Source organism: Microbacterium sp., from assembly GCF_051953575.1.
In the GTDB taxonomy this organism is placed as follows: Bacteria; Actinomycetota; Actinomycetes; order Actinomycetales; family Microbacteriaceae; genus Microbacterium.
Genome location: NZ_JBQCIP010000155.1, coordinates 1 through 24,534 on the forward strand (window position 1 = coordinate 1; position 24,534 = coordinate 24,534).

Sequence of the window (24,534 nt, forward strand, 5' to 3'; positions counted from 1 at the left end):
GAACGCCTGGATCACCAGCACATCGCCGGGCTTCACCTCTTCGAGCACGTGCCACAGCGCCGTATGCCGTTCGACGTACTCCTGGCCGTGACCCGACGCGAGATCTTCGCGCTGCGGCATGAACTGCAGCGTGATCGCCGAGCCGACGACGCGCTGGCCCTCGGCGAGCGGCCGCGGGCCCTCGACGAACGACCGCGTGATGCCCATGCCGTGCAGCTTCGCGCACGCGGTGGCCGACGACACGCGCTCCAGTTCGCGCAGGGTCTGCGGGTCGGCGCGGCGGTAGGCGTCGCCGCGTACGGGCAGGTCGAAGTCGGGGCGCGGGAACGCGGCAGCAGGATCAGACATGGGGCACTCCTTCGAGAGACAGGGGAAGAGTGGATGCCGCACCCCGGTGCCGCGGCGTGACGCCGGAGCTCACCGTGTGCAGAGTCAGGTCGGCGCGGTGCGCGGGCGGCAGGTCGATGACGACCGCATCGTCGTCGTGGTTGAGCTCACGCGTCACCGAGACCGGGTGCCCGGGCGTCGCCGCGTACGCGGTGCTGCGGCCGGGGTACACGCCGTCGGCCTCGGTGTGGGCGGTGACCGACGCGATGCGCCGTTCGCCGAAGCGCGAGGCCCGCACCACCACGCGGCGAGCGCGGGTGGTCGACGTGTTCACGAAGGACACATCGATGTCGTCGCCGTCGAGGCGTGAGACCAGCGCCGCCACGTCGGGCGGCAGACCGGGGCGCCCGGCATCCGCGTCCTCGTAGACGACCGCGGCGAATGGCAGTCCGCCGTTGTAGAGCACCTGCGGGGTGCCCGAGATCAACTGGCCCAGCACCTCGGTGACCACCGGGTTCACGCGCTGCCAGAAGTGCAGGTGTGCGGCATCCGGATCCGTCGGTGCTCCCTGCATCAGCGCGACGCGACGCGCCACCTGACCGAGGGCCATCTCGAGCGCGCGCTCCGGATAGTCGGGCAGCTCGCCGTCGAGGAACGCCAGCCACGGCGCCTCGTGGCCCGCCTCGGCCTTGTCGCGGAACGGCTTCACCGGATCGGCCATGGGCGGCAGACCCTCGACCGCGCGGCGCAGGCGTGCCAGGTCGTCGTCGCGGCGCGACCACCACCACACCCACAGCGGCAGCTCGAGCGGCATCGGGCCGTAGTCGAACCAGCCATGGCGCCCGAAGCGGTGGGGCACCAGGAGTGACGGGGTGGCGGCATCCTCTCCCCAGCGGGCGAGCCAGCCGCCCCGCAGACTGAACGGGGTCTCGGCGATGGGGGCGACGACCGCGTGGTCGAGCACCGTGTCGAGCACGACGCGCGCCATGTCGAGCGCGGAGTCGTCGCCGGTCACGAAAGCCTCGTTGATGCCGGCGATGACCGTCGCCATGCCGATGGAGGGGAGGCCGTGCGGCCACGTCCAGCCGTAGTGCCCGCCGTGCCAGCGGCCCTCGTGCAGGCCGCCCACGATGCCGTCGGGCGAGACGTTGTCGGGGATCAGCCCGGCGTTCTCGGCGGCGCGGGCGCGCCAGCCGTCGACGTAGGTGCGCAGCCAGGCGGCCGACGCCTCGTCGCCGTCGTACAGCCAGCGGTTCGCGACCAGGCTGGTGGCGGCGAGGTTGACGGCGACGTCTCCGGCGGCGGCGCGGTGCATCGCCTCGCCCATCGCCGTCGCGAGCGCCGGATCGGCCAGGTCGTCCCACTCGTCGACGCCGGGCACGTATTCCAGCGGCAGTCCGTACGGCCGCATCTCGCGGCGGTCGGCCGAGTACGGCTCGGGGGCGTCGCTCAGGCCCGGGCGCGGACCGAGGGCGCCGTTGTGCGGCGCGGTGATGATGTTGCGGATGCCGTCGTAGTTGCCGTGCGCGGCATCCGTGTACAGCTCCGCGAACCGTCGGGCACGCTCGGCGAACACCGGGTCTGCCGGGTCGGCGGCGCACAGCGCGTAGAAGAAGATGAGCGACTCGCCCTGGTGGAACCAGTCGTACCCGTTCTCGTACTCGCCGGTGACCATGCCGGCCTCGGCGAGCTGCGCGGTGACGCCCTCCCAGTGGTGCTTCGCGGCGGCCAGCACCTCATCGCTGCCGCCCAGCAGGTAGAACGCCGGCCAGTTGAAGAACGGCTCGTAGAGATCGTCGACGCCGTCGCGGTCCTCGAAGACCGCGTCGAACTTCACGCCGCCGTCGGGGCGCGTGAAGGTCTCGGAGAACAGGCGCCACGCGTCTTCGATCTCGGCGAACAGGCGGCGCTGCAGCACGGCCCAGGCGGGGATCGCCGTGAGCGGGCGGGCGGGGATGGGATGCGGCATCCGTCAGCCCTTCGTCGCCCCGGCGGCCAGGCCGCCGATGATGTGCCGCTGCATGATGATGAAGAAGACCACGGCCGGCGCGATCGCCAGCAGCAGCGTCGGGAACAGCACGGTGTAGTCGGTGGAGTACTCGCCGACCGCCGCGTAGACGCCGGTGGTGACCGTGTAGATGCCGGAACCGGGACCGAGGATGATCTGCGGGCTGACGAAGTCGTTCCACACGCCGATCGAGTTCAGCACGATGATCGTCGCGACCACCGGACGCATGATCGGGAAGATGCACGACCAGAACGCGCGCATGCGGCTCGCGCCGTCGAGCGCCGCAGCCTCGTCGATGTCGCGCGGGATCGTGCGCAGGTACGCCGAGAACAGGAAGATCGTCACCGGCAGCGTGGCCGCCGTCTCGAACAGGATGAACCCGGGGATCGTGTTGATGAGGCCCAGCACCCGCAGCACGAACACCACCGGGATGAGCGTCACCTGGCCGGGGATGAACAGGCCCGACACGAACACCACGAGCAGCAGCACGTGCCAGCGCGTGCGGCCCCGGGCGATCACGTACGCGACCGGCGCCGACAGCACGATGCAGAAGAAGTTGACCAGCGCGACGAACAGCAGCGTGATGCCGTAGGCGCCGACCACGTTGAACTTCTCGCTCGTGATCGCGTTCCACAGGTAGTCGAACGTGAACATGTCGGGCGTGATCAGCAGCGGATGCAGCACGATCTCGGCCTGCGGCTTGAACGCGCTGATCACCAGGATGTACATCGGCACGAGCATGATCAGCGCGAGGACGCTGAGCAGCACCCACTTGACGATCCTGACGGCCAGCGGCGTGCGCTCGGCGGCCGCACCCGGGCCCCGACGGCGGCCGCGGCGCGGCTTGCGCCGCACGTCGGCGAGGTAGACCTCGCCCGCGATGCTCGGGCCCGTCGTCTCGGTCGAGATGGTCATGATTCGCTCGCCTTCTGGTCGGCGCCGCGTCGGGCGAAGGTCACGGCCAGGCCGATGACCGCGGTCACGACGAGCAGCACGATCGACTGCGCCGCGCCGAACCCGAGGTTCGCGTGCGCGAACGAGTCGCGGAGGATCTGGTACACGATCGTCTGCGTCGAGGCGGCAGGGCCGCCGTCGGTCAGAGCCAGGATGATGTCGTACGCCTTGAGCAGGCCGACGAGGGTCAGCACGAGGTTGACGGTCACCACCGGGGCGATGAGCGGCACCGTGATGCTCTTGAACTGCTGCCAGCGGGATGCCCCGTCCACCGTCGCGGCCTCGTAGTACTCCGCGGGCACCGACTTGATGCCGGCCAGGTACAGGATCATGTTGAAGCCGAAATGCGACCACACGATGGTGAGGATCACGCTGACCGTCGCGAAGGTCACGTCGGTGAGGAAGGGGAGGGGGCTCACGCCGAACTGTGTGAGCAGCGAGTTGATCGCACCCTGCGGCGAGAGGATCGCCGACCACAGGAACCCGATGATCAGCGCACTGATGATGTACGGGTAGAAGAAGATCGTGCGCAGCACCGTGTTGCCGCGGCCGTTGCCGGCGATGAGGGCGGCGACGCCGAGCCCGATGCCGTTGCACAGGATCGTGCCGGCGACCGCGATGACGGCGGTGAAGGCGGCGGCGTCGATCGTGCGGGGGTTCTTGAACGCCTTCGTGTAGTTCTCGAGCCCGATGAAGTCGAAGTGCAGGCTGTAGCCGTTCCAGTCCGTGAAGCTCAGCACCACCGCCAGCACCATCGGGATGAGGAACATCGCGATGAAGACGATGAGCGCCGGGCCGCCCATGATCACCCCGGCGAGGCGGTCCTGCCACGAGGTGAGCCCTCGCCGGCGGGCGGGCGCCTGCGCCCGGGAGCTCGTGGTGCCCGCCAGGCGGGCCACGGTGTCGGCCATCTCAGTCTGCTTTCGTGTCGTCATCGATACGAGGGGGTTGCCGCCGCGCCGGCTCGGCGGCGCTCATCGCGTCACCGGCGCGGCGGCAGGTCTCACTGGGCGTTGGCGAGGAACCAGGCGTCCATGGCCTTGTTCACATCGGCGGCCGAGGTGCCGCCGAGCAGCGCCTGCGTCTGCGTGTTGATCTCGCCCGAGTAGCCGTCGGGGAGCTTCTTCTCGCCATAGCCGCCGCCGGTCGGGGTGTAGGCCGACGCCGGGGTGTCGGAGACGATCTGCAGCAGCTCCTTGCCGAGGTCGGTCATGTCGTACTCGTAGCCGTCGCGGTAGTTGCCGTCGACCTCGAGCTGGCTCATGACGGCGTCCTCGTCGGTGACGAGCCACTCGACGAGCTTGGCCGCCGCCTCTTCGTGCTTCGACTCCTTCATGATCACGTAGGGGCTCGCGATGTTGGCGCCCATGGCCGGGTCGTCGACGCCGTCGACCGCGGGGCTGCGGAAGACGCCGATCGGCGCCGGGTCGGTCGCCTTCGCCTCGCTGCCGACGAACCAGCTGCCCATCGGGTACAGCGCAGCGCCGCCCGAGAGGAACGTCTGCTCGGCGTCGACATACTTCACGCCGAGCGCGTCGGCGTTGGTGTAGCCCTTCGAGATCCAGTCCGCGTAGAGCTCGGTGTAGTCGCCGTAGCTCTTCGAGAACGTCGTCTTGCCCGAGTTCATGTCGGCGTACCAGTCGGGGTTCTCGCCGACGATCGACGGCAGCGCGAGCGTCTGCAGCGCGTGGCTCGACATCCAGTCGCCGCCGGTCTGGATCGGCGTCCAGCCCGCGTCCTTGAGCTTGGCGAGGTCGTCGTTCAGCTCGTCGACGGTCGTGGGCACCTCGTCGATGCCGGCAGCGGCGAACGCGTCCTTGTTGTAGAACCACAGGCTCTGCAGCTGCACGCCGACGCCGGCCATGTAGTACTTGCCGTCGATCGAGTACTGGTCGGCGAGCGGGCCGCTCGTCGCCCAGTCGTAGTCCGACAGGTCGACGAGCTCTTCGGCGAGCTCGGGCGACGGCGACACCGACTGCACGACGTCGGGCGCCTGGCCGGCGGCGAGCAGACGCGGCACGGCGGCGCTCACGCCCTCCTGGCCGGGGTTGTCGATCACGACGTCGATGTTGGGGTTGGCCTTCTCGAACGGCGCGACCAGCTCGTTCCACCAGTCCTCGGTGAGGTTCGGCGTCACGTTGACGAGGACGCGCAGCTCGATCTTCTCGTCCTTGCTGTCACCTCCGCTCTGGGCGCTGGAGGAGCAGCCGGCAAGGAGCGTCACGGCGGTCGCTCCGGCGCCGATCGCAGCAAGGGTACGTCTGGTGATCATCGTCGATCCTCTCGTGGGCACATCATCGGGACGGGTCGAACATACACTAATCGATAATCGGTTATCAACAATCCGGATTTCATGGGGTGAGGAATCTCACGACCGCCGGACCCGTCGGCTCCGCCGGCACGTCGAGCACGAGCGTGTCGCCGCGGCGCTCGGCTGCGACGGGCGTGCCGTCGACGGTCGCGGCGGTGGCGGCATCCACTCCCACCGGCGCAGCGAACTCGACCCGCCCGCTCGCGTCGATCACCGCGTTGGCGCGGTCGCCGGTGCGCGTCCAGCGCACCCACGGCTCATCCGAGGGCGTCGCGCCCTCGAGCGGCCGCGAGCCGAAGACCGCGTCGCCGTGCCGGGCGTTCCACGCGCCGAGCGCGCGCAGCGTCGCCGCCTGCGGCGGGGGGAGGACTCCGGATGCCGTCGGCCCGACGTTCAGCAGCAGGTTGCCACCGCGCGACACCACGTCGACGAACAGCCGGATCGCGCCGGGTCCGTCGAGGTTGTGCTCCTCACCCTCGAGGCGGTTGTAACCGAAGGAGTAGCCGATGCCGCGGCAGTTCTCCCACGCGCCGGCGCTCTCGTTGGACCGGCCGCTCTCGTACTCGCTCGTGCGGTAGTCGGCGTGCACGCCGCTCCACCGGTCGTTGACGACACCGTCGGGGGCGGCCGCGTAGAAGCGGTCTAACACGTCGGCGAGGCTGAACGGCCCTGGCGCATGCCCGGCAGCCGGCCACCCGATGTCCCCCCACAGCAGGTCGGGCCGGTACCGCTCGATCAGGTCGACGACGTGGTCGTGCGCGTACCGGGCGTACTCGTCGCCCGCCGGCGGCACGAGCTGCGCGTCGGACTCGATGGGCGCCGACGGCGCCGCATGCCAGTCGAGACCGCCCGAGTAGTACGCGCCGAACCGCAGCCCGGCGGCGCGCGTCGCCTCGGCGAAGGCCCCGACGAGGTCGCGCCGCGGACCGCGGGCCACGGTGTTTCGGTCGCCGGTGAGCGGGGCGTCCCACAGCGCGATGCCGTCGTGGTGCTTGGTCGTGGGCACGACGTAGCGTGCGCCCGCCTGCGCGAATTGCGCCACGAGGGCGTGGGCGTCGAAGCGCTCGGCGGTCCAGTCGTCGAGGAAGTCGTCGTACGGCCGGCCGCCGTAACTCACGCGGTGGTGGTCGGCCGCCGGGCTGCCCGCGATCCGGATGGTGTTGAAGTACCACTCGGCGTACGGATTGTGGCGGTACCACCGGGTGTCGTCGATCGTGCCGAGCGCACCGATCGGCTCCGCCCATGAGGGAACCGAGTAGGCCCCCCAGTGCACGAAGATCCCGAGCTTGGCATCGCGGAACCAATCGGGCACCGGCCTCTGGAACCGCTCGTACTCGCGCGGTCTCGTCTCGACGTCCTGGTCCATTCCGGGTCCTCCTCGCCGGTCCCGCGTCGGCGCGGGCCGGTCATCGATGCTATCGATAACCGATGACCCGCGGGAGGCCGGAGGTGCGGCATCCGCTCATCCACGCCGGGTCGGATGCCGGGCTCCCGGGTAGCGTGTGCGCATGAGCTCTCCGCAGCCGGCACCACCGACCTTCGACGCCCGGCCGCTCGTGGAACCCGTGCCGCCCGGCGCCGGCCGCGCTTTCGTGCAGGAGCTCAAGCGCAGCGGCCGTCTGCCGAGCGGATCGGCCACGATCGTCGTGTTCGTCGTCGCCGGCATCGTCGTGCTGTTCGTCTTCGGCTCGGTGGCGCTGACCCTCATCACGGCCGTCTTCGGCGCCATCGCCGCGGGGATCGCGGGCTCCGGACAAGGCGCCGGCTGGGGCCTGCTCAGCGCCTTCGTGCCACTGCTGTTCATCGGCGGCATCGTGACCGTCGCCGTGCTCGTCGGCGTGCGCCTGGCCCGCGGCAGCGGCGAGCGCATGTACCGCCTCGACCGCTTCGCCCGCGCCAACGGCATGAGCTACGTGCCGCGGTTCGACGACCCCGGGCTGCCCGGCATGATCTTCTCGCACGGCAGCTCGCGCTACGCCACCGACCTCGTGCGCGGCGAGCATCCGCGGTTCGTCGAGTTCGGCAACTTCCAGTACACGACCGGCTCGGGCAAGAACAAGACGACCCACAACTGGGGGTACGTCGCGGTCAAGCTCGACGTGCCGCTGCCCAACATCGTGCTCGACGCGACGAGCAACAACTCGCTGTTCGGGTCGAACCTGCCCACGTCGTTCGACAAGGACCAGCGGCTCAGCCTCGAAGGCGACTTCGATCGCTACTTCGACCTCTACTGCCCCGAGGGCTACGAGGCCGATGCGCTGTACCTGTTCACGCCCGACATCATGGCGCGGTTCATCGACCACGCCGCCGCCCTCGACGTCGAGATCGTCGACGACTGGCTCTTCCTCTACGGGCGACGCGATTTCTCGACCCTCGATCCTGCGACGTGGGCGTGGCTGTTCTCGGTCGTGGGCGCGCTGCTCGACAAGTTCGCGCAGTGGGCGCGCTGGCGCGACGACCGCCTCGCCGCGCCCCCGCCGTCGATTCCGGATGCCGCCGCCCTGAGCACCCCGCCGGCCGGGGCCGGTGCTGCCGGGGTCGGCGCGGGCGGGGCCGGGGCCGGGGTCGGCGCGCCCGGGACCGCCGGCGCGCCCGGGCAGGCGACATCCGCCGTCCCGTTCACACCGCCCGTGGAAGCGCTGCGACCGCCGCCCGGCGTCGCCCCGCAGGGCCGCCGCCTGCAGCAGCGGGTGCCATGGCTGCCGATCGTCATCATCGGCGCGTTCGCGCTGTTCTGGATCCTGTCGCAGGCCGGGGTGTTCGGCGCGCTACTGAGCGGCCTGACCGGACACTGATCCCCGTTCGGGGCGCGCCGCGTGCAATCGGGGCGCGTGGCGTGCGCCCCAATCGGACGGCGTGCGCCCCAATCGCACGGCGTGCGCGCCGACCCCCCGCGGAGACCGCATCCAGCCTCCGCGGAGGGCACGGGGCGTATGCTGTCGGGCGTGCAGATGACGGTCGCGACGCCCCGTGGGCGTGAGGGGGTCCTCGGCGCGCGAAGCGCCGAGGGGATGTAGCTGCGCGCGTCGCCCGGTTCTGAACCACAGGTGACGCGCCCGCATCACCCGCAGGCCGCCGGCTTGCGGCATCCTTCGTCGTCTTTCGGCGACCCTCTTTCGTGAATCAAGGAATCATGCACGCATTCACCGAGAAGGACATCCGCGCGTCCTTCGTCAACGCCTCGCTCCGCGAACGCAATTCGCTCATCGTCCCCGACCTGCGCCAGGTGGACTGGGACAAGCTCGACTACTTCGGCTGGCGCGATCCCAAGCAGCCCCTCGCCGGGTTCCTGGTGGTGGCGGTCGACGACCAGCCCGTCGGCATCCTGCTGCGCCAGACCGAGCAGCGCACCCGCGTGCGCGCCCAGTGCTCGTGGTGCGAAGACGTCACCCTCCCCAACGAGGTCGTGCTCTTCAGCGCCAAGCGTGCCGGCAAGGCCGGTCGCAACGGCGACACCGTCGGCACTCTCCTGTGCGAGAACTTCGAGTGCTCCGTCAACGTGCGTCGCCCCGTGCCGCCCGCGTACCTCGGCTTCGACGTCAAGGCAGCCCGCGACCGGCGCATCGCCGCCCTGCGCGAGCATGCCGTCGGGTTCGCCCGCGACATCCGCGACAGCGCCTGACGCCGACCTCTCCTCCCGGGTTTGGGGCGCGTCCGCATCGTTCGGGGCGCACCTCTTGCGCCCCGACCGCCCGACACGCGCCCCAAACCCGGAAGAGTCGGATGCCGTCGGCCAGGGCCGCCCATCGGCCGGGGCCCCCGGCACCCGACCCACCCGTGACGGATGTCACGGGTACGTCGTGACGCCCGTGTGAGGGCCGGGCGGGCCGCGGTCGCCACCATGGAGACATGGACATCACACAGACCACCACGGCGACGCGGGAAGCGGCCACGACCGCCCCGCTCTGGGCCGTCGACGCCACGGACCTGCGCAGGAGCTTCGGCGCCGTCACGGCCGTCGACGGCGTGACGCTGCAGGTGCGGCCCGGCGAGATCGTCGCCTTCCTCGGCCCGAACGGCGCCGGCAAGACGACGACGATCGACATGCTGCTCGGGCTCTCGCAGCCCGACTCGGGCGCCGTCCGCGTCTTCGGCGAGTCGCCCCGCGGCGCGATCGCCCACGGCCTGGTGAGCGCCGTGCTGCAGACGGGCGGGCTGCTGAAAGACATCACGGTGCGCGAGACCCTCGACCTGACCGCGAGCCTCTTCGCCGACACCCGGCCCGTCGCCGAGGTCATGCAGCGCGCCGGCATCGGCGAGATCGGGGACCGGCTCGTGGGCCTGTGCTCGGGCGGTCAGCAGCAGCGGCTGCGCTTCGCCATGGCGCTGCTGTCGGACCCCGGCCTGCTGATCCTCGACGAGCCCACCACCGGCATGGACGTCGAAGGCCGCCGCTCGTTCTGGAGCGCCATCCGCGCCGACGCCGCCCGCGGCCGCACGGTGCTGTTCGCCACCCACTACCTCGACGAGGCCGACGAGTACGCCGACCGCATCGTGCTGATGAGCCGCGGCCGCATCGTCGCCGACGGCACGACCGCCGAGATCAAGAACCTCGTGTCGGGCCGCATCGTCCATGCCACGCTGCCCGGCGCTGACGCCGTCGCGATCGCCGCCCTGCCCGGCGTCGACGACGTCGAGACCAAGGGCGACCGCATCGCGATCCACACGAAGGACTCCGACGCCGTCGCCCGGCATCTGCTCACGCAGACCCCGGCGCGCGACCTCGAGATCACCGCCCAGAACCTCGAGAGCGTCTTCCTCGCCCTCACCTCGGAAGGGGACAAGTCATGACCACCGCGACCGCCACCGACCGCGTGCAGCTCGACCGCCGCGTCCCGCCCTTCGGCGGCTTCAACCTCACGTATCTCGGCATCGAGCTCAAGCGCAAGCTGCGCAACCGGCGGACGATGATCTTCACGATCGCGTTCCCCATCGTGATGTTCGTCATCATCGGCCTGCCGCTGCGCGACACGCAGCTCACCGCCACCCCCATCGCGGAGGGCGGACCATCGGTCGCCGCCTACATCATGGTGTCGATGGCGATGTACGGGGCCATGATGTCGGCCACCCAGACCGGCGCCGCCGTCGCCGTCGAGCGCGCCCAGGGCTGGAGCCGCCAGCTGCGCCTCACCCCCCTGAACCCGCTCGTCAACGTCATCGTCAAGATGATCGCCGGCATGCTGTTCGGCGTCGTGGCGATCATCGCGACCTTCGCCGCGGGCGCGATCGCCGGCATCCAGCTCTCGCCGATCCAGTGGATCGCGACGGGCCTGGCCGCCTGGCTGCTCGCCGGAGCCGTCTTCACCACGCTCGGACTCATGGTCGGCTACATGGTGCGCAGCGAGAACGTCGCCCAGATCACGAGCCTCGCCATCGTGGTGCTCGCCTTCCTCGGCGGCCTCTTCTACCCGATCGAGACGATGCCCGACTTCATGCAGGTCATCGCGAAGTTCACGCCGGTCTACGGCATCAGCGAGATCGCCCGCGAACCGCTCACCGGGGCGCCGTTCGACGCCCTCGCGCTGCTGAACGCCGTCGTGTGGCTCGGCATCTTCATCGCCGGCACGGTGTTCTTCTTCCGTCGCGACACGAAGCGCGTGTGACGAGAGGAGTGGATGCCGGCGGCCGCGGCCGCCGGCATCCATCCGTCTCTCGTGCCAGGAGTGCAACGCAGGGGGCCGCCCCTAGGGTGAAGGACGAGGTGAGAGCGTGAGCGAGACGTCGGAACGGCAGCAGGCATGGGGGCCGCTGTGGATCATGCGGTCCAGCGGCGGACGCACGGTCGACGGCTACAGCGCGCCGTCGGTGCTGTGGTCGATGCCGGCGCTGCGCTGGTACGTCGGCGGCGGGGTGTCGCTGCTGTGGCTGTTCAGCGCGGGCACCGAGATCGTGCACGCCGCGGGATCCACGGCGTCGGCGGCCATCGGGATCACGCTGCTGGGCGTGTACGCGCTGGCGTTCCTCGTCGCGACGCCGATCAACTGGACGCTGCCCCTCCGCCGCCGCGCCGTGCCGATCGCGGCGGTCTTCGCGCTCTCGTTCGCGCTGTGGCCGTGGCTCGGCTGGGGCGTCGGCGCCCTGTGGACCTACGTCGGCGTCGTCATCGCGACCGCCCTGTTCCCGTGGCGCGTGACGTGGATGTCGGTGTTCGGGCTCGCCGGCCTCGCCCTGCTCTTCGACGTCATCGGCTCGGGCTGGAACGCCGACGTGCTGTGGGTGCCCGCCATCATCGCCTCGATCTCGCTCATGATGGCCGCCTTCATGCGGTCGATCGACTCGCTGGCCCGCATGCGCATGGCCCAGCGCGAGGTCGAGCGTCTCGCCGCCGAGCGCGAGCGCGGGCGGGTCGCGCGCGACATCCACGACATCCTGGGGCACTCGCTCACCGTGATCACCGTCAAGACGGAGCTCGCCCGCCGGCTCGTCGACGCCGACCCGGAACGCGCCAAGGCCGAGCTCGCCGAGGTCGAGGCGCTCTCGCGCGGCGCCCTCGCCGACGTCCGCGCCACCGTCGCGGGCTTCCGCGGCGTGAGCATCAGCGGAGAGCTGGCCGCCGCCCGGGTCGCCCTGGACGCCGTCGACATCGCACTCGAGGCGCCGTCGACGACCGACGCCGTCGCTCCCGAGCACCGGGAGCTGGCCGGCTGGGTCGTGCGCGAGGGCGTCACGAACGTCGTGCGCCACGCCCACGCCACGCGGTGCCGCATCCGCCTCGAGCCCGGCCGCATCGCGGTCGAGGACGACGGCGTGGGGCCCGTCGACAGCGGCACCGGCACCGGCCTGGCCGGCCTGCGGGAGCGCGTGGATGCCGCCGGCGGGCGCCTCTCGCTCGGCCGCAGCGACCTCGGCGGCTTCCGGCTGGAGGTGACCCTGTGATCCGGCTGCTCATCGCCGACGATCAGGCGCTCGTGCGCGGCGCCCTCTCGGCCCTGCTCGGGCTGGAGCCCGACATCGAGGTCGTCGCCGAGGTCGGACGCGGCGACGAGGTCGTGGCGGCCGCGATCGAGGCCCGCGCCGACGTGGCGCTGCTCGACATCGAGATGCCCGGCATGGACGGGATCGCGGCGGCCGCCGCGCTGCGCTCCGCCCTGCCCGGGTGCCGCGTGCTGATCGTCACGACCTTCGGGCGACCCGGGTATCTCGCCCGGGCGATGCGCTCCGGCGCATCGGGGTTCGTCGTGAAAGACACCCCCGCCGCCCAGCTCGCCGACGCCGTCCGCCGGGTGGCGCAGGGGCTGCGGGTCGTCGACCCGGCACTGGCGGCGGACTCGCTCGCCCAGGGCGCGTCGCCGCTCACCGAGCGAGAGACCGACGTGCTGGCCGCCGCACGCACCGGCGGCTCGATCGCCGACATCGCGCAGATGCTGCACCTGTCGGAGGGCACGGTGCGCAACCACCTGTCGAGCGCGATCGGCAAGACCGAGGGCCGCAACCGCGCCGACGCCGCGCGCATCGCCGACGAGAACGGCTGGCTCTAGGCGCCGCGAACGCGAGACGCCCGCCGCACCCTTGAGCGGTGCGGCGGGCGTCTGGGGTCGATCGTGTGGGTTCAGGTTCCGCCGGCTCAGCCGCAGCCGTGGGCCGCCGCGAGGCCGCTCTCGACGAAGTTCTTCGCACCGCTGACGCTGCCCTCGATGTGCCCGATGGCACGTGCGGTCGACACGAGCTGTCCGTAGCTCGCGCCGCAGCCGTCGTTGATGTCTTTGCCGTAGCCCGACGCCGATGCCGCGGTGGGCACGGCGAGAACCGCGCCCGCGGCCAGTGCCGTGGCACACACGGCGGTGAGGATCTTCTTGCGCATTGCTCTTCCCTCCCTGGGGCGAGCCTCCGTTGGCTCGCTTTAACTAGATAGGCTAGCGATATTTCACTAGTTTAGCTAGCGAATTTGAGACCGAAGTGGACAAGTTCGCCGTCGTCCAGCATGCGCGAGCGGATGATGAACCGGTTGCCCGTCGGGCCCTCCACACTGAAGCCCGCGCCGCGGCCGGGGACGACGTCGATCGTGAGGTGCGTGTACTTCCAGTACTCGAACTGCGCCTGCGAGATGAACACCTCCACCGGATCGTCGAGCCCGACGTCCAGGTCGCCCAGCCGCACATCCGACGGGCCGGTCTGGAACATGCCCACCGGGAAGCACATCGGCGCGCTGCCGTCGCAGCATCCGCCCGACTGATGGAACATCAGCTTCCCGTGCTGCACCGTCAGCTGACGGAGAAGGGATGCCGCGGCATCCGTCACCGCCACACGCGAGTATCCGCTGTTCTCGGCCATCGACGTCTCCTGGTCACTGTCGAGCATGTCCCGGACTTCCGGCCCTCTCCGCCGTCGGCGGTCGACTCTCGGGACATGGATGCGGAAGAGCGGGATGGGGGGAAGACCCGGGCGGAGCCGCTGAGGCGTGCTCCGCCCGGGTCGGGGATGCCGGTCAGCCGCCCCCCGGAGGCGGACCGGCCGTGGAGGAGGGCTCAGAAGAAGCCCATGCTGCCTTCGGCGTACGACACCAGCAGGTTCTTCGTCTGCTGGTAGTGGTCGAGCATCTTGAGGTGGTTCTCGCGGCCGATGCCCGACTGCTTGTACCCGCCGAACGCGGCGTGTGCGGGGTACTGGTGGTACGTGTTGGTCCACACGCGCCCCGCCTCGATCGAACGACCCGCGCGGTACGCGGTGTCGCCCGAGCGGCTCCACACGCCGGCACCCAGGCCGTACAGGGTGTCGTTCGCGATGTTGATGGCGTCGTCGAAGTCGTCGAAGCTCGTGACCGAGACGACCGGCCCGAAGATCTCCTCCTGGAAGATCCGCATGTCGTTGGTGCCCTCGAACACCGTCGGCGCGACGTAGTACCCGCCCGACAGGTCGCCGCCGAGATCGACGCGCTCACCGCCGGCGAGGAGCTTCGCGCCGCCCGCCTTGCCGATCTCGATGTACGACAGGATCTTCTCGAGCTGGTCGTTCGACGCCTGGGCGCCGATCATCGTCGCCGGGTCGAGCGGGTTGCCCTGCACGATCTTCGAGACGCGGTCGAGCCCGTCGCCGAGGAACCGGTCGTAGATCGAGCGCTGGATGAGCGCTCGCGACGGGCACGTGCACACCTCGCCCTGGTTCAGCGCGAAGAAGGTGAAGCCCTCGAGCGCCTTGTCGTAATAGGCGTCGTCGGTGGAGCGCGCCACATCTTCGAAGAAGACTTTGGCGCTCTTGCCGCCGAGCTCCAGCGTGACGGGGATCAGGTTCTGCGACGCGTACTGCATGATGAGCCGGCCGGTCGTGGTCTCGCCCGTGAACGCGACCTTGCGGATGCGCTTGTGCTGCGCGAGCGGCGCACCCGCCTCGATGCCGAAGCCGTTGACGATGTTCACGACGGCGGCGGGCAGCAGGTCGCCGATGATGTCGAACAGGAAGAGGATAGACGCCGGCGTCTGCTCGGCGGGCTTGAGCACGACGCAGTTGCCTGCCGCGAGCGCCGGGGCGAGCTTCCACGTCGCCATCAGGATCGGGAAGTTCCACGGGATGATCTGGCCGACCACGCCCAGCGGTTCGTGGAAGTGGTACGCCACCGTGTCTTCGTCGATCTCGCTGAGCGACCCCTCCTGGGCGCGCAGCACTCCCGCGAAGTAGCGGAAGTGGTCGACGGCGAGCGGGATGTCTGCGGCCAGCGTCTCGCGGACCGGCTTGCCGTTCTCCCACGTCTCGGCGACGGCGATGCGCTCGAGGTTCGCCTCGATGCGGTCGGCGATCTTGTTGAGGATGTTCGCGCGCTCGGACGGGGTCGTGCGCTTCCAGGACTCGAACGCCTTCCAGGCGACGTCGACGGCGCGGTCGACGTCTTCGACGGTGCCGCGGCCGACCTCGGTGAACGGCTTGCCCGTGACGGGCGAGACGTTCTCGAAGTACTGGCCCTTGATGGGCTCCACGAACTCCCCGCCGATGTAGTGGCCGTAACGGGGGCGGTAGTCGGCGATCGAGCCGCGCTGCCCGGGGGCGGCGTAGACGCTCGAGACGCCCTCTTCGACGATGGTCATGCTGGTCTCCTTCGACGCTTCGGCGGCGGTCGTCGTCGCCTGCGAAGAAGGTAGGCCGCGCAACGTTGCATCACGTTGCGCGCCTGTGGCGCCCGGGGACAGCGGTGCGTGTCAGGCGCCGAGGCGCTCGCGGACGCCGGCGAAGTGGACGTTCTGCATGACCCCGAGCAGGTTGCCGAACGGGTCGACGACGGATGCCGTCACGAACCCCTCGCCCCGCACCGTGACCGGCTGGAACTGGGTCGCTCCCCGTTCGAGGAGCGCCGCGTTGACGGCCTCGACGTCGTCGACCTGCCAGTACAGGATCGGGCCGCCGGGCTCCGCGGGAACGGCGTCGGGGCGCCAGGCCGCGTCGATGATGCCGAACTCGTGCTCGTACGGACCGACGCGGAACTCCACGTATCCCGGGCGGCGGAAGTAGGGCTCGATGCCGAGCACGTCGGCGTACCAGTCGGCCGCGGCGTCGAGGTCGGCGGAGTAGACGTTCTGGGTGGCGAATCCGTTGAGCATGAGGGTTCCTCTCTGTGGGTGACCCATCATGGCGATCATTGCGGACAGATCAGGTCCGCAATCAGACGTCGCTTTCGATCCTCTCGATCCGCGCCACCAGCCCCGCTCGCCGCGGCGACCGGGCGGGCAGCATCGACAGGCACAGCCGCAGCAGCTCGACGTCCTCGGCGCCGGCGGACGTGTCGGCGAACGCGAGAAGAACGTCGACGGATGCCTCGACCATGAGCGCCTCGCGCAGCGCGGTCCGCACCGTGTCGCGGAACTCCTCCACCCCCGGCGCGACCGAGTCGGGCAGCACATCGCCGCGATATGCCGCGAGCGCCACCCGGTGCGCACCGCGGTCCAGCAGCGACAGCACCTGGTGCGCATCGGTCTCGAGTTCGACGCCCAGCCGGTACGGCCGCGACTCGGGGACGAGCGCCGGCGCCGCCGTCGTCAGGGCGCGGCGCAGACGCACCATCTCGGCCCGGAGGGTCACGGATGCCGCCTCCCCGCCTTCTCCGTAGACCAGGTCGCCGAGCCGCTCGGCCGACAGCCCCTGGCGGTGCACCGCGAGCATGAGCAGCAGCTCCGCATGCCGCGGACCGAGCTCCGACACGGTCTCGGCGCCGTCGCCCGCGACCTCCAGCAGCGCACGGTCGCGCCCGAGCACCCGCAGCGTGGCGCGCAGCGGCTGCGGCCGGCGGGAAGGGGCACGACGTGCCGGGCGCACCGGTTCGGCCCGTGCCCTGAGACGTGCGACCAGGAGCTCGCCCTCGATGGCCCGGGCTGTGGCATCCACGAGCAGCTGAGCCTGCGGCGTGACGGCCTCGAGTCCTCCGGTCACGTCGATCACCCCGAGGATGCGGCGCGTCTCGGGGTCGTGCACGGGCGCGGCAGTGCACGACCACGGCTGCACGAGCCGGTTGAAGTGCTCGGCGCCGTGGATCTGCACCGAGCGGTCGAGGGCGATCGCCGTGCCAGGAGCGGCGGTCCCGACCGCATCCTCCGACCAGTTCGCACCCTCGACGAACCCCATGTCGCCCGTCAGGCGCCGCACGTGCCGGTCGCCCTCGACCCACAGCAGGCGACCGGCCGCGTCACCGACGGCGACCGCGACACCCGATTCGGACGCGTCGCCGGGCAGCAGCAGCCCGCGCACCATGTCGATGACCGCGGCGAGCGGGTGCGCCCGGCGGTAGGCCTCGAGCTCCTCAGCCGTGAGGTCCAGCGGCGGCAGACCCTCGGCGCCGACGAGGCTGTCGAGCGAGCGTCGCCAGGAGTCCCGAACCAGCGAGCGCACATCGCCGAGCCGCTGGTCGCCCGCGTTGCCGGCGACGAGCTCCTCGTGAGCGCGCTCGATCAGCAGACGGGAGGTCTCGGGCGACACCTCGTGGCGGTCTGACCAGGCTGACGGCACGGCGGCTCCGATCGACGTCGGCGGGAGCGTGCGTCCAGTGTAGGCGCGGCCGGGGCACCCGGCATCCCGTCCCAGGAACCGCGAAAGGGTATGTCTCTGCGCGCAGAGGCGGCGGAGACATACCCTTTCGCGGATCCGGCGGTTCGGATGCGGCGAAGACGGGCGGGGTCAGCCCTCGCGCCACGCCTCCCGGCGCGCGGCCTGCTCGGTCGGGTCGGGCACCGGCAGCGACGCGAGCAGGCGCCTCGTGTAGGCGTCCTGCGGGTCGCCGAGCACCTGGGCGGTCGGGCCCTCTTCGGCGATCACGCCCTTGTGCAGCACGACGACGCGGTGCGCCAGCATGTCGACGACGGCGAGGTCGTGCGTGATGAACAGCGTCGCGAAGCCGAAGCGCTCCTGCAGCTCGCGGAACAGCTCGAGCACGCGGGCCTGCACCGACACGTCGAGCGCGCTCGTCGGCTCGTCGGCGATGAGCAGCTTCGGGTCGAGCGCGAGCGCACGCGCCAGGGACGCGCGCTGGCGCTGCCCGCCCGACAGCTCGTGCGGGAACTGGTCGCCGAACGAGCCTCCCAGCTGCACCGCGTCGAGCAGCTCGTCGACCCGGTCGCGTGCCGCGTTCGCGTCGGACGCGTCGGAGTGCACGACGAGCGGCTCGGCCACGTTCTGCGCGATCGTCAGCAGCGGGTTGAAGCTCGTCGCCGGGTCCTGGAACACGAACCCGAGCTCTTTGCGACGGGCACGGAACTGCCGCTCCTTCACGCCGTTCATCTCGACGCCCAGCACGCGCAGCGACCCGCCGGCGACCGGGGTGAGACCCGCGATGGCGCGGCCGATCGTGGTCTTGCCGGATCCGCTCTCGCCGACGAGGCCCAGGACCTCGCCCGGCCGGATCGTGAAGCTCACGCGGTCGACCGCACGGAAGGTGGGCCGCCCGAACCTGCCGGCGTACTCGATGACGAGCTGATCGGCCACGACGACGGGCTCGGCGGCCTGCTCGTCGGCGGTGAGCGTGCGATCGGCGAGCTCGAGCCGCGGTACGGCCGCGAGCAGCCGCTTCGTGTACTCGTGCTGCGGCGCCGCGAACAGCTCGCGCACCGGTGCGGTCTCGACGACCTCGCCCTCGAGCATCACGGCCACCCGGTCTGCCAGGTCGGCGACGACGCCCATGTTGTGGGTGATCAGCACGATCGCCGTGCCGTACTGATCGCGCAGGTCGCGCAGCAGGTCGAGGATCTCGGCCTGCACCGTCACGTCGAGCGCCGTCGTCGGCTCGTCGGCGATGATGACCGTCGGGTCGAGCGCGAGCGCCATCGCGATCACGATGCGCTGCTTCTGCCCGCCCGAGAACTGGTGGGGGTAGTCGTCGACCCGCTTCTCGGGATCCGGGATGCCGACACGCCGCAGCATCTCGACGGCCCGGCTTCTGGCCTGCGCCTTCGTGTACTCACCGTGCGCCCGCAGGCCCTCGGCGAGCTGCCACCCGACCGTGAAGACCGGGTTCAGGGCGGTCGACGGCTCCTGGAAGATCATCGCGGCCTTGGAGCCGCGGATCTCGCGCAGGGCGTCGGCGTCGAGCCCGACGATGTCGAGGCCGTCGAGCAGCACCGCGCCGCCCACCGTGGCGGTCTCGGGCAGCAGCCCGATGATCGTGCGCGACGTGACGGTCTTGCCCGAGCCGGACTCGCCGACGATGGCGAGCACCTCTCCGCGACGGACGTCCAGGCTGACGCCGCGCACGGCGTGCACGTCCCCGCCGTCGGTGACGAACGTGACATCGAGATCGCGGATGTCGACCGCGGGCGAATCGGATGCCGCAGCCATCACTCCACCTCTCCCATGAACTCGCGCGACACCGGCTGGGTCGCGGCGACGGCGTCGGCCGGCGTCGCCTTGGACGCCCGACGACGCGCGCGCAGGCGCGGGTCGGCGAGGTCGTTGAGGCTCTCGCCGATGAGGGTCACCCCGAGGATCGCGATGAGGATCGCGACGCCCGGCGGGATGGCCGTCCACCAGATGCCGGCCGACACGTCGCCGATCGACTCCTTGAGGTCGTAGCCCCATTCGGCCGCGGCGGTCGGCTCGATGCCGAATCCGAGGAAGCCGAGCGCGGCAAGGGTCGCGATCGCCTCGGACGCGTTCAGCGTGATGATGAGCGGCAGCGAACGGGTCGAGTTGCGCAGCACGTGGCGGAACATGATGCGCCACGTGGAGGCGCCGATGACCTTCGCCGACTCCACGAACGCCTCGGCCTTCACCCGGACCACCTCGGCGCGCACGACGCGGAAGTACTGCGGGATGAAGACGACCGTGATGGCGATCGCCGCGGCCATGACACCCGGCACGAGACCCGACTGGCCGCCGCTGATGGCGATCGCGGCCACGATCGCGAGCAGGAGCGACGGGAACGAGTAGATGGCGTCGGCGATGACCACCAGCACGCGGTCGAGCCAGCCGCCGAGGTACCCCGACACGAGACCGAGCAGGATGCCGAGGAACACCGACAGGATGATCGCCACGACGATGACGAACAGCGCGGTCTGCGCGCCCCAGATGGTGCGCGAGAGCACGTCGTAGCCGCCGACCGTCGTGCCGAGCCAGTGCTCAGCGCTCGGCGGCTGCTGTGCGCCGAACAGCCCGTCGGGGCCGCGCAGCTGGTTGAAGCTGTACGGCGCGATCCAGGGCGCGAAGATCGCGACGACGATGAAGAGCCCGGTGAGCGCGAGGCCGGTCACGAGCATGCCGCGCTGCAGGCCGACGGACTGCCTCAGCTGGTGGACGACGGGCATCCGGTCCAGGAACGAGCGACGAGCCATGTCAGTACCTCACCCTCGGGTCGAGGAAGGCCGCTATGACGTCGACCACGAAGTTGGTCAGGGCCACGATGATCGCGATCATCGCGACGATCCCCTGGACGGCGACGAAGTCGCGCGACCCGAGGTACTTCGCGAGCTGGAACCCGATGCCCTGCCATTCGAACGTGGTCTCGGTGAGCACCGCGCCCGACAGCAGGATCGCGACCTGGAGTCCGATCACCGTGACGATGGGGATGAGCGCCGGCTTGTACGCGTGCTTGCGCACGAGGCGGTACTCGCTCACGCCGCGCGAGCGCGCCGCGTCGACGTACGGCATGTTGAACGTGCCGATGACGTTGGTGCGCACGAGACGCAGGAAGACGCCGCCGATCGCGAGGCCCAGCGTCATCGCCGGGAGGACCGCGTGGAGGAGGACGTCCTGCACGTAGGCGGGGTTGCCGCTGGCGATGGCGTCGATGAGGTAGATCCCGGTGCCGCCTTCGCGGTTGAGCGCGAGCTCGGTCCTCACGCTCGCGCGGCCGCTCACGGGGAACCAGCCGAGCCACACCGAGAAGATGAGCTTCGCGACGAGGCCGGCGAAGAACACCGGCGTCGCGTAGAAGAGGATCGCGCTGACGCGGAGTGCGGCATCCGGGGTCTTGTCGCGCTTGGCCGCGGCGACCAGGCCCAGCGGGATGCCCACGACGAACGCGACGAGCAGCGCGTACACGGCGAGTTCGAGCGTGGCCGTGCCGTAGCGGATCAGGACCTCGGTGACCGGCTGGTTGTCGGTCAGCGTCGTGCCGAAGTTGCCGGTGAAGACCTGCCCGAGGTACTCGAAGTACTGCACGATGATCGGGCGGTCGAAGCCCGCCTCGTGGATGCGCTCCTGCAGCTGGTCGGGAGGGAGCCGGCCGCCGAGCGCCGCCGTGATCGGGTCTCCGGTCAGGCGGATGAGGAAGAACACCACCGTGACCAGGATCAGCACGGTCGGGAAGATCAGCAGGAAGCGGACGAGCAGGTACCGCCAGAGCATCCCTCCGCCGGATCGGGTGCGGGGTGCGCGGAGCATGGGGGGCGGCTGTTCGACGGCAGCGACGTCGCTGGTCATGGGCGGAGCCTATCTGTGGGTCGTGCGGAAGACGAGTGCGCACACAGCGATGGGGCGGCCCGACGAGCGGACCGCCCCATCGCCTGCACTCGTCTCTTACTTGGTGAGCGGAGCGAAGCGGAACTTGAACGACGCGTCGAGGATGACACCGTCGACGCCGGTGCCCGCGACGGCCGCCTGCGCACCCTGCAGCAGCGGGACGGTCGAAAGCAGCTCGGCGACGCGCGCCTGGATGTCCTCGATCTCCTTCGTGCGGGCAGCCGGGTCAGGGTTGACGGCCTGGTCGAGGATCATCTGCTCGGTCTGCTCGTCGCTGAAGTGGTTGCCCAGGAAGTTGTCCGTCAGGAAGAACGGCGTCAGGTAGTTGTCGGCGTCCGAGTAGTCCGGGAACCAGCCCAGCTGGTACGCGGGGTAGACGTCGGCGGTGCGGTCCTTCGAGTACTGCACCCACTCGGTCGACTTGAGGTCGACGGTGAACAGGCCGCTCTCTTCGAGCTGCGACTTGACGAGCGCGTACTCGTCGCCCGACGACGGGCCGTAGTGGTCGGGGCTGTACTGGAGGCTGAGCGCGACCGGGGTGGTGACGCCGGCCGACTCGAGCGTGGCCTTCGCCTTGTCGACGTCGGGACCGCCGTTGCCGTCGCCGTAGAGACCCTTGAGCGCGTCGGTCGCGCCGGCGAAGCCCTCGGGGACGTAGGAGTAGAGGGGCGTGTAGGTGCCCTTGTAGACCTGCTCCGAGATCGCCTGGCGGTCGACGAGGTCGGCCACCGCCTGGCGCACCGCGAGCGCCTTGGCCGGGTCGGCTTCAGCGGTCGTCGCACCGTACGGCTGCGTGTTGAAGTTGAAGACGATGTAGCGGATCTCGCCGCCGGGGCCGTCGACCACCTTGACCTTGTCGTTCTTGCTCAGGTCGTCGACGTCCGTGGCCGAGAGGCTGCGGTAGGCCACGTCGACGTCGCCCTCCTGGACGGCGAGCTTGAGGTTCGACGACTCCGCGAAGTAGCTGAGGATGACGCCGTCGTTGACGGGCTTGTCGAGCAGGCCCTTGTAGTTCTTGTTCGGGGTGAACTCGACCGTCTTGTTGAAGTCCCACGACGTGATCGAGTACGGGCCGCCGAACGCGTCCGCGTCGACGATGTCCTTGTCGGGCGTCACGGCGTCGGCCGAGAACACCTCTTCGTCGACGATCGCGCCGGGGAAGCTCGTCAGGATGAACGGGAAGACCTGGTCGTTCGCCGTCTTGAGGTGGAAGACGACGGTGGTGTCGTCGGGCGTCTCGACGCTGTCGAGGTTGTACAGCAGGCTCGACGCGCCGTTGGGGTCGGCGATCTTGAGGTTGCGGTCGAACGAGAACTTGACGTCGGACGAGGTCAGGTCGTGGCCGTTCGACCACTTGAGCCCGGCGGGCAGCTTGACCGTGTACTCGGTGTCGGACGTGAACTCGGCCGACTCCGCGAGGTCGGGGACGACGTCGGTGCTGTTGTAGTCCGTGTTCACCAGGTACGGGAAGACCTGGGTCTGGACGGCGAGCGAGCCGTTGTCGTACGAGCCTGCCGGGTCGAGCGTGGTCACCTTGTCGGTCGTGCCGACGATGAGCGGCTCGCCCGACGCGTTGCCGCCGTCGTCGTTGCCACCCCCTCCGCCGCCGGCGCAGCCTGCGAGGAGCAGGGCCGATGCCCCGAATGCTCCGATGGCGAGACCGATCCGGCCGCGCGCGCTGTGGTGCAGTGACATGAGTGCTACCTCTGGTGTGTGTCGGGTTGCCGCGTCTCCGATGACACGACTCGTGCCGCCTATCTTCACCCGCCCCGGCTGAGACGGCAATCGAGTGAACGATTCGTAACCGAACTGAAATCCGCCCGACTTGACACCGGGTGTCAGGCGTGGCCGTCGCCGCGCGAGGCCCACCACGCGCGCAGACGGCGCTCGGCCTCTTCCTCACCGACGACGCCCTCGTCGAGCCGCAGATCGAGCAGGAACCGGTAGGCCTCGCCCACCTCGCGCCCCGGAGGGATGCCGAGCACCTCTTGGATGCGGTTGCCGTCGAGCTCAGGCCGGATGGCGTCGAGCTCCTCCTGCTCGGTGAGCTCGGCGATGCGGCGCTCGATGTCGTCGTACGCGGCGGCCAGACCGCGAGCCTTGCGCACGTTGCGCGTCGTCACGTCAGCGCGGGTGAGGATGTGCAGGCGTTCGAGCTCGGGTCCGGCATCCCGCACATATCTGCGCACCGCGGAGTCCGTCCACGCGCCCTCGGAGTACCCGAAGAACCGCAGATGCAGCTCGATGAGCCGCGTCACCGTCGCGATCGTGTCGGAGTCGAAGCGCAGCTCCTGCAGGCGCTTGCGCGCAAGCCGGGCGCCCTTGAGGTCGTGGTGGTAGAACGTCACGCCGCCGCCCGGCTCCAGGCGACGCGTGGCGGGCTTGCCGATGTCGTGCAGGAGCGATGCCAGGCGCAGGGGCACGTCGGGTGCGGCTGGGCCCCCACCTCCAGAGGCTCCGGGCGACGCGCCGGCGGCGTCTGGAGCGGACGTAGGGACCGGATTCCGCGTCTTCTCGAGCTCGATCGCCTGCCGCAGCACGGTGAGCGAATGCTCGTAGACGTCCTTGTGGTGGTGGTGCTCGTCGACCTCGAGCTTGAGCGCCGGGATCTCGGGGAGGAACTCCGCCATGAGCCCCGTCTCGACGAGCAGCCGGATGCCGCGCACCGGGTCGTCGGTCGCCAGCAGCTTCACGAGCTCGCCCTGGATGCGCTCGGGGCTCACGATCGAGAGCGTCTGACGCAGCTCGGCCATGGCCGCCTCGGTGCCGGGGTCGACGGCGAACCCGAGCTGTGACGAGAAGCGGGCCGCGCGCAGCATGCGCAGGGGGTCGTCGCCGAAGCTCACCTGCGGGTCGGCGGGGGTGCGCAGCACGCCGTGCACGAGGTCTTCGACACCACCCGTCGGGTCGACGAGCGTGCGCCCCGGCACCCGCAGCGCCATGGCGCTGACGGTGAAGTCGCGGCGCACGAGGTCGCTCTCGAGCGTGTCGCCGAACTCGACGGTCGGCTTGCGGGTGACGCCGTCGTAGCTGTCGGCGCGGTACGTCGTGATCTCGACCTGCTCGC

21 protein-coding genes and 1 pseudogene are annotated in these 24,534 nt (G+C 70.3%); 6 read left to right on the forward strand and 16 right to left on the reverse strand.

The window, feature by feature from the left end:
* The 6 genes and pseudogenes from ACTHNQ_RS09845 to ACTHNQ_RS09870 all read right to left on the reverse strand — a co-directional run.
* Window positions 1–348: pseudogene (locus ACTHNQ_RS09845) on the reverse strand (ribonuclease activity regulator RraA); the annotation flags it as partial.
* A complete protein-coding gene (locus ACTHNQ_RS09850; protein WP_440333206.1) occupies window positions 341–2,296 on the reverse strand; it encodes a hypothetical protein in 1,956 nt (651 codons plus the stop codon). The gene ACTHNQ_RS09850 and the pseudogene ACTHNQ_RS09845, both read right to left, overlap by 8 nt.
* A 3-nt stretch (window positions 2,297–2,299) precedes the next feature.
* Window positions 2,300–3,250 carry a carbohydrate ABC transporter permease gene (locus tag ACTHNQ_RS09855; protein WP_018173675.1) on the reverse strand — a complete coding sequence of 317 codons (951 nt, stop codon included), beginning with the start codon at window positions 3,248–3,250 and terminating at the stop codon, window positions 2,300–2,302.
* On the reverse strand, window positions 3,247–4,200 hold the full coding sequence (locus ACTHNQ_RS09860; protein WP_440333207.1) for a carbohydrate ABC transporter permease: 954 nt from the start codon (window positions 4,198–4,200) through the stop codon (window positions 3,247–3,249). The genes ACTHNQ_RS09855 and ACTHNQ_RS09860 overlap by 4 nt, the downstream gene beginning before the upstream one ends.
* 92 nt (window positions 4,201–4,292) lie before the next feature.
* Complete coding sequence (locus ACTHNQ_RS09865) at window positions 4,293–5,561, reverse strand: ABC transporter substrate-binding protein (protein WP_440333208.1); 1,269 nt, start codon at window positions 5,559–5,561, stop codon at window positions 4,293–4,295.
* Window positions 5,562–5,640: 79 nt separating this feature from the next.
* Window positions 5,641–6,966, reverse strand: coding sequence for an alpha-L-fucosidase (locus tag ACTHNQ_RS09870; protein ID WP_440333209.1), 1,326 nt, complete (start codon window positions 6,964–6,966; stop codon window positions 5,641–5,643).
* A 142-nt stretch (window positions 6,967–7,108) separates the two neighbouring features.
* Between ACTHNQ_RS09870 and ACTHNQ_RS09875 the strand changes: the two genes are divergently transcribed.
* The 6 genes from ACTHNQ_RS09875 to ACTHNQ_RS09900 all read left to right on the forward strand — a co-directional run bounded on the left by ACTHNQ_RS09875 (window position 7,109) and on the right by ACTHNQ_RS09900 (window position 13,078).
* Complete coding sequence (locus ACTHNQ_RS09875) at window positions 7,109–8,395, forward strand: hypothetical protein (protein ID WP_440333210.1); 1,287 nt, start codon at window positions 7,109–7,111, stop codon at window positions 8,393–8,395.
* Between the two features lie 338 nt (window positions 8,396–8,733).
* Window positions 8,734–9,222 (forward strand): FBP domain-containing protein, encoded by a 489-nt coding sequence (locus ACTHNQ_RS09880; protein WP_440333211.1) that lies wholly within the window; start codon window positions 8,734–8,736, stop codon window positions 9,220–9,222.
* Window positions 9,223–9,449: 227 nt separating this feature from the next.
* Window positions 9,450–10,391 carry an ABC transporter ATP-binding protein gene (locus ACTHNQ_RS09885; protein ID WP_440333212.1) on the forward strand — a complete coding sequence of 314 codons (942 nt, stop codon included), beginning with the start codon at window positions 9,450–9,452 and terminating at the stop codon, window positions 10,389–10,391.
* Window positions 10,388–11,203 carry an ABC transporter permease gene (locus ACTHNQ_RS09890; protein WP_018173682.1) on the forward strand — a complete coding sequence of 272 codons (816 nt, stop codon included), beginning with the start codon at window positions 10,388–10,390 and terminating at the stop codon, window positions 11,201–11,203. Before ACTHNQ_RS09885 ends, ACTHNQ_RS09890 begins: the two co-directional genes overlap by 4 nt.
* A gap of 106 nt (window positions 11,204–11,309) precedes the next feature.
* Entirely contained in the window at window positions 11,310–12,476 is a 1,167-nt protein-coding gene (locus ACTHNQ_RS09895) for a sensor histidine kinase (RefSeq protein WP_440333213.1), read from the forward strand.
* Window positions 12,473–13,078 carry a response regulator transcription factor gene (locus tag ACTHNQ_RS09900; protein ID WP_440333214.1) on the forward strand — a complete coding sequence of 202 codons (606 nt, stop codon included), beginning with the start codon at window positions 12,473–12,475 and terminating at the stop codon, window positions 13,076–13,078. Before ACTHNQ_RS09895 ends, ACTHNQ_RS09900 begins: the two co-directional genes overlap by 4 nt.
* Before the next feature lie 86 nt (window positions 13,079–13,164).
* Here the strand turns inward: ACTHNQ_RS09900 and ACTHNQ_RS09905 are convergent, their stop codons facing one another.
* The 10 genes from ACTHNQ_RS09905 to ACTHNQ_RS09950 all read right to left on the reverse strand — a co-directional run.
* Window positions 13,165–13,401 (reverse strand): hypothetical protein, encoded by a 237-nt coding sequence (locus ACTHNQ_RS09905; RefSeq protein ID WP_440333215.1) that lies wholly within the window; start codon window positions 13,399–13,401, stop codon window positions 13,165–13,167.
* A gap of 71 nt (window positions 13,402–13,472) precedes the next feature.
* Complete coding sequence (locus ACTHNQ_RS09910) at window positions 13,473–13,898, reverse strand: DUF779 domain-containing protein (RefSeq protein ID WP_440333216.1); 426 nt, start codon at window positions 13,896–13,898, stop codon at window positions 13,473–13,475.
* Between the two features lie 167 nt (window positions 13,899–14,065).
* Window positions 14,066–15,616: an acetaldehyde dehydrogenase ExaC gene (gene exaC, locus ACTHNQ_RS09915; RefSeq protein WP_440333217.1), complete on the reverse strand. Its 1,551-nt coding sequence runs from the start codon at window positions 15,614–15,616 to the stop codon at window positions 14,066–14,068.
* A gap of 111 nt (window positions 15,617–15,727) precedes the next feature.
* Entirely contained in the window at window positions 15,728–16,126 is a 399-nt protein-coding gene (locus ACTHNQ_RS09920) for a VOC family protein (RefSeq protein ID WP_440333218.1), read from the reverse strand.
* Window positions 16,127–16,187: 61 nt separating this feature from the next.
* Window positions 16,188–17,525, reverse strand: a complete 1,338-nt coding sequence (locus ACTHNQ_RS09925; protein ID WP_440333219.1) for a GAF domain-containing protein — start codon at window positions 17,523–17,525, stop codon at window positions 16,188–16,190.
* Window positions 17,526–17,693: 168 nt separating this feature from the next.
* Window positions 17,694–19,346: an ABC transporter ATP-binding protein gene (locus ACTHNQ_RS09930; RefSeq protein ID WP_440333220.1), complete on the reverse strand. Its 1,653-nt coding sequence runs from the start codon at window positions 19,344–19,346 to the stop codon at window positions 17,694–17,696.
* Entirely contained in the window at window positions 19,346–20,338 is a 993-nt protein-coding gene (locus ACTHNQ_RS09935; RefSeq protein ID WP_440333221.1) for an ABC transporter permease, read from the reverse strand. The genes ACTHNQ_RS09930 and ACTHNQ_RS09935 overlap by 1 nt, the downstream gene beginning before the upstream one ends.
* Before the next feature lies 1 nt (window position 20,339).
* Window positions 20,340–21,428: an ABC transporter permease gene (locus tag ACTHNQ_RS09940; protein WP_018173692.1), complete on the reverse strand. Its 1,089-nt coding sequence runs from the start codon at window positions 21,426–21,428 to the stop codon at window positions 20,340–20,342.
* A 96-nt stretch (window positions 21,429–21,524) separates the two neighbouring features.
* Window positions 21,525–23,162 carry an ABC transporter substrate-binding protein gene (locus ACTHNQ_RS09945; protein WP_440333222.1) on the reverse strand — a complete coding sequence of 546 codons (1,638 nt, stop codon included), beginning with the start codon at window positions 23,160–23,162 and terminating at the stop codon, window positions 21,525–21,527.
* Between the two features lie 143 nt (window positions 23,163–23,305).
* Window positions 23,306–24,534: CCA tRNA nucleotidyltransferase (locus ACTHNQ_RS09950; protein ID WP_440333223.1), on the reverse strand; the 1,229-nt coding region annotated here is incomplete at its 5' end.

Coding starts and splice junctions, on each gene's coding strand:
- ACTHNQ_RS09905 (WP_440333215.1), bottom strand. CDS start 13,401: ATGCGCAAGAAGATCCTCACCGCCGTGTGTGCCACGGCACTGGCCGCG.
- ACTHNQ_RS09945 (WP_440333222.1), bottom strand. CDS start 23,162: ATGTCACTGCACCACAGCGCGCGCGGCCGGATCGGTCTCGCCATCGGA.
- ACTHNQ_RS09940 (WP_018173692.1), bottom strand. CDS start 21,428: ATGACCAGCGACGTCGCTGCCGTCGAACAGCCGCCCCCCATGCTCCGC.
- ACTHNQ_RS09865 (WP_440333208.1), bottom strand. CDS start 5,561: ATGATCACCAGACGTACCCTTGCTGCGATCGGCGCCGGAGCGACCGCC.
- ACTHNQ_RS09855 (WP_018173675.1), bottom strand. CDS start 3,250: ATGACCATCTCGACCGAGACGACGGGCCCGAGCATCGCGGGCGAGGTC.
- ACTHNQ_RS09890 (WP_018173682.1), top strand. CDS start 10,388: ATGACCACCGCGACCGCCACCGACCGCGTGCAGCTCGACCGCCGCGTC.
- ACTHNQ_RS09920 (WP_440333218.1), bottom strand. CDS start 16,126: ATGCTCAACGGATTCGCCACCCAGAACGTCTACTCCGCCGACCTCGAC.
- ACTHNQ_RS09910 (WP_440333216.1), bottom strand. CDS start 13,898: ATGCTCGACAGTGACCAGGAGACGTCGATGGCCGAGAACAGCGGATAC.
- ACTHNQ_RS09850 (WP_440333206.1), bottom strand. CDS start 2,296: ATGCCGCATCCCATCCCCGCCCGCCCGCTCACGGCGATCCCCGCCTGG.
- ACTHNQ_RS09870 (WP_440333209.1), bottom strand. CDS start 6,966: ATGGACCAGGACGTCGAGACGAGACCGCGCGAGTACGAGCGGTTCCAG.
- ACTHNQ_RS09860 (WP_440333207.1), bottom strand. CDS start 4,200: ATGGCCGACACCGTGGCCCGCCTGGCGGGCACCACGAGCTCCCGGGCG.
- ACTHNQ_RS09935 (WP_440333221.1), bottom strand. CDS start 20,338: ATGGCTCGTCGCTCGTTCCTGGACCGGATGCCCGTCGTCCACCAGCTG.
- ACTHNQ_RS09875 (WP_440333210.1), top strand. CDS start 7,109: ATGAGCTCTCCGCAGCCGGCACCACCGACCTTCGACGCCCGGCCGCTC.
- exaC (WP_440333217.1), bottom strand. CDS start 15,616: ATGACCATCGTCGAAGAGGGCGTCTCGAGCGTCTACGCCGCCCCCGGG.
- ACTHNQ_RS09930 (WP_440333220.1), bottom strand. CDS start 19,346: ATGGCTGCGGCATCCGATTCGCCCGCGGTCGACATCCGCGATCTCGAT.
- ACTHNQ_RS09880 (WP_440333211.1), top strand. CDS start 8,734: ATGCACGCATTCACCGAGAAGGACATCCGCGCGTCCTTCGTCAACGCC.
- ACTHNQ_RS09885 (WP_440333212.1), top strand. CDS start 9,450: ATGGACATCACACAGACCACCACGGCGACGCGGGAAGCGGCCACGACC.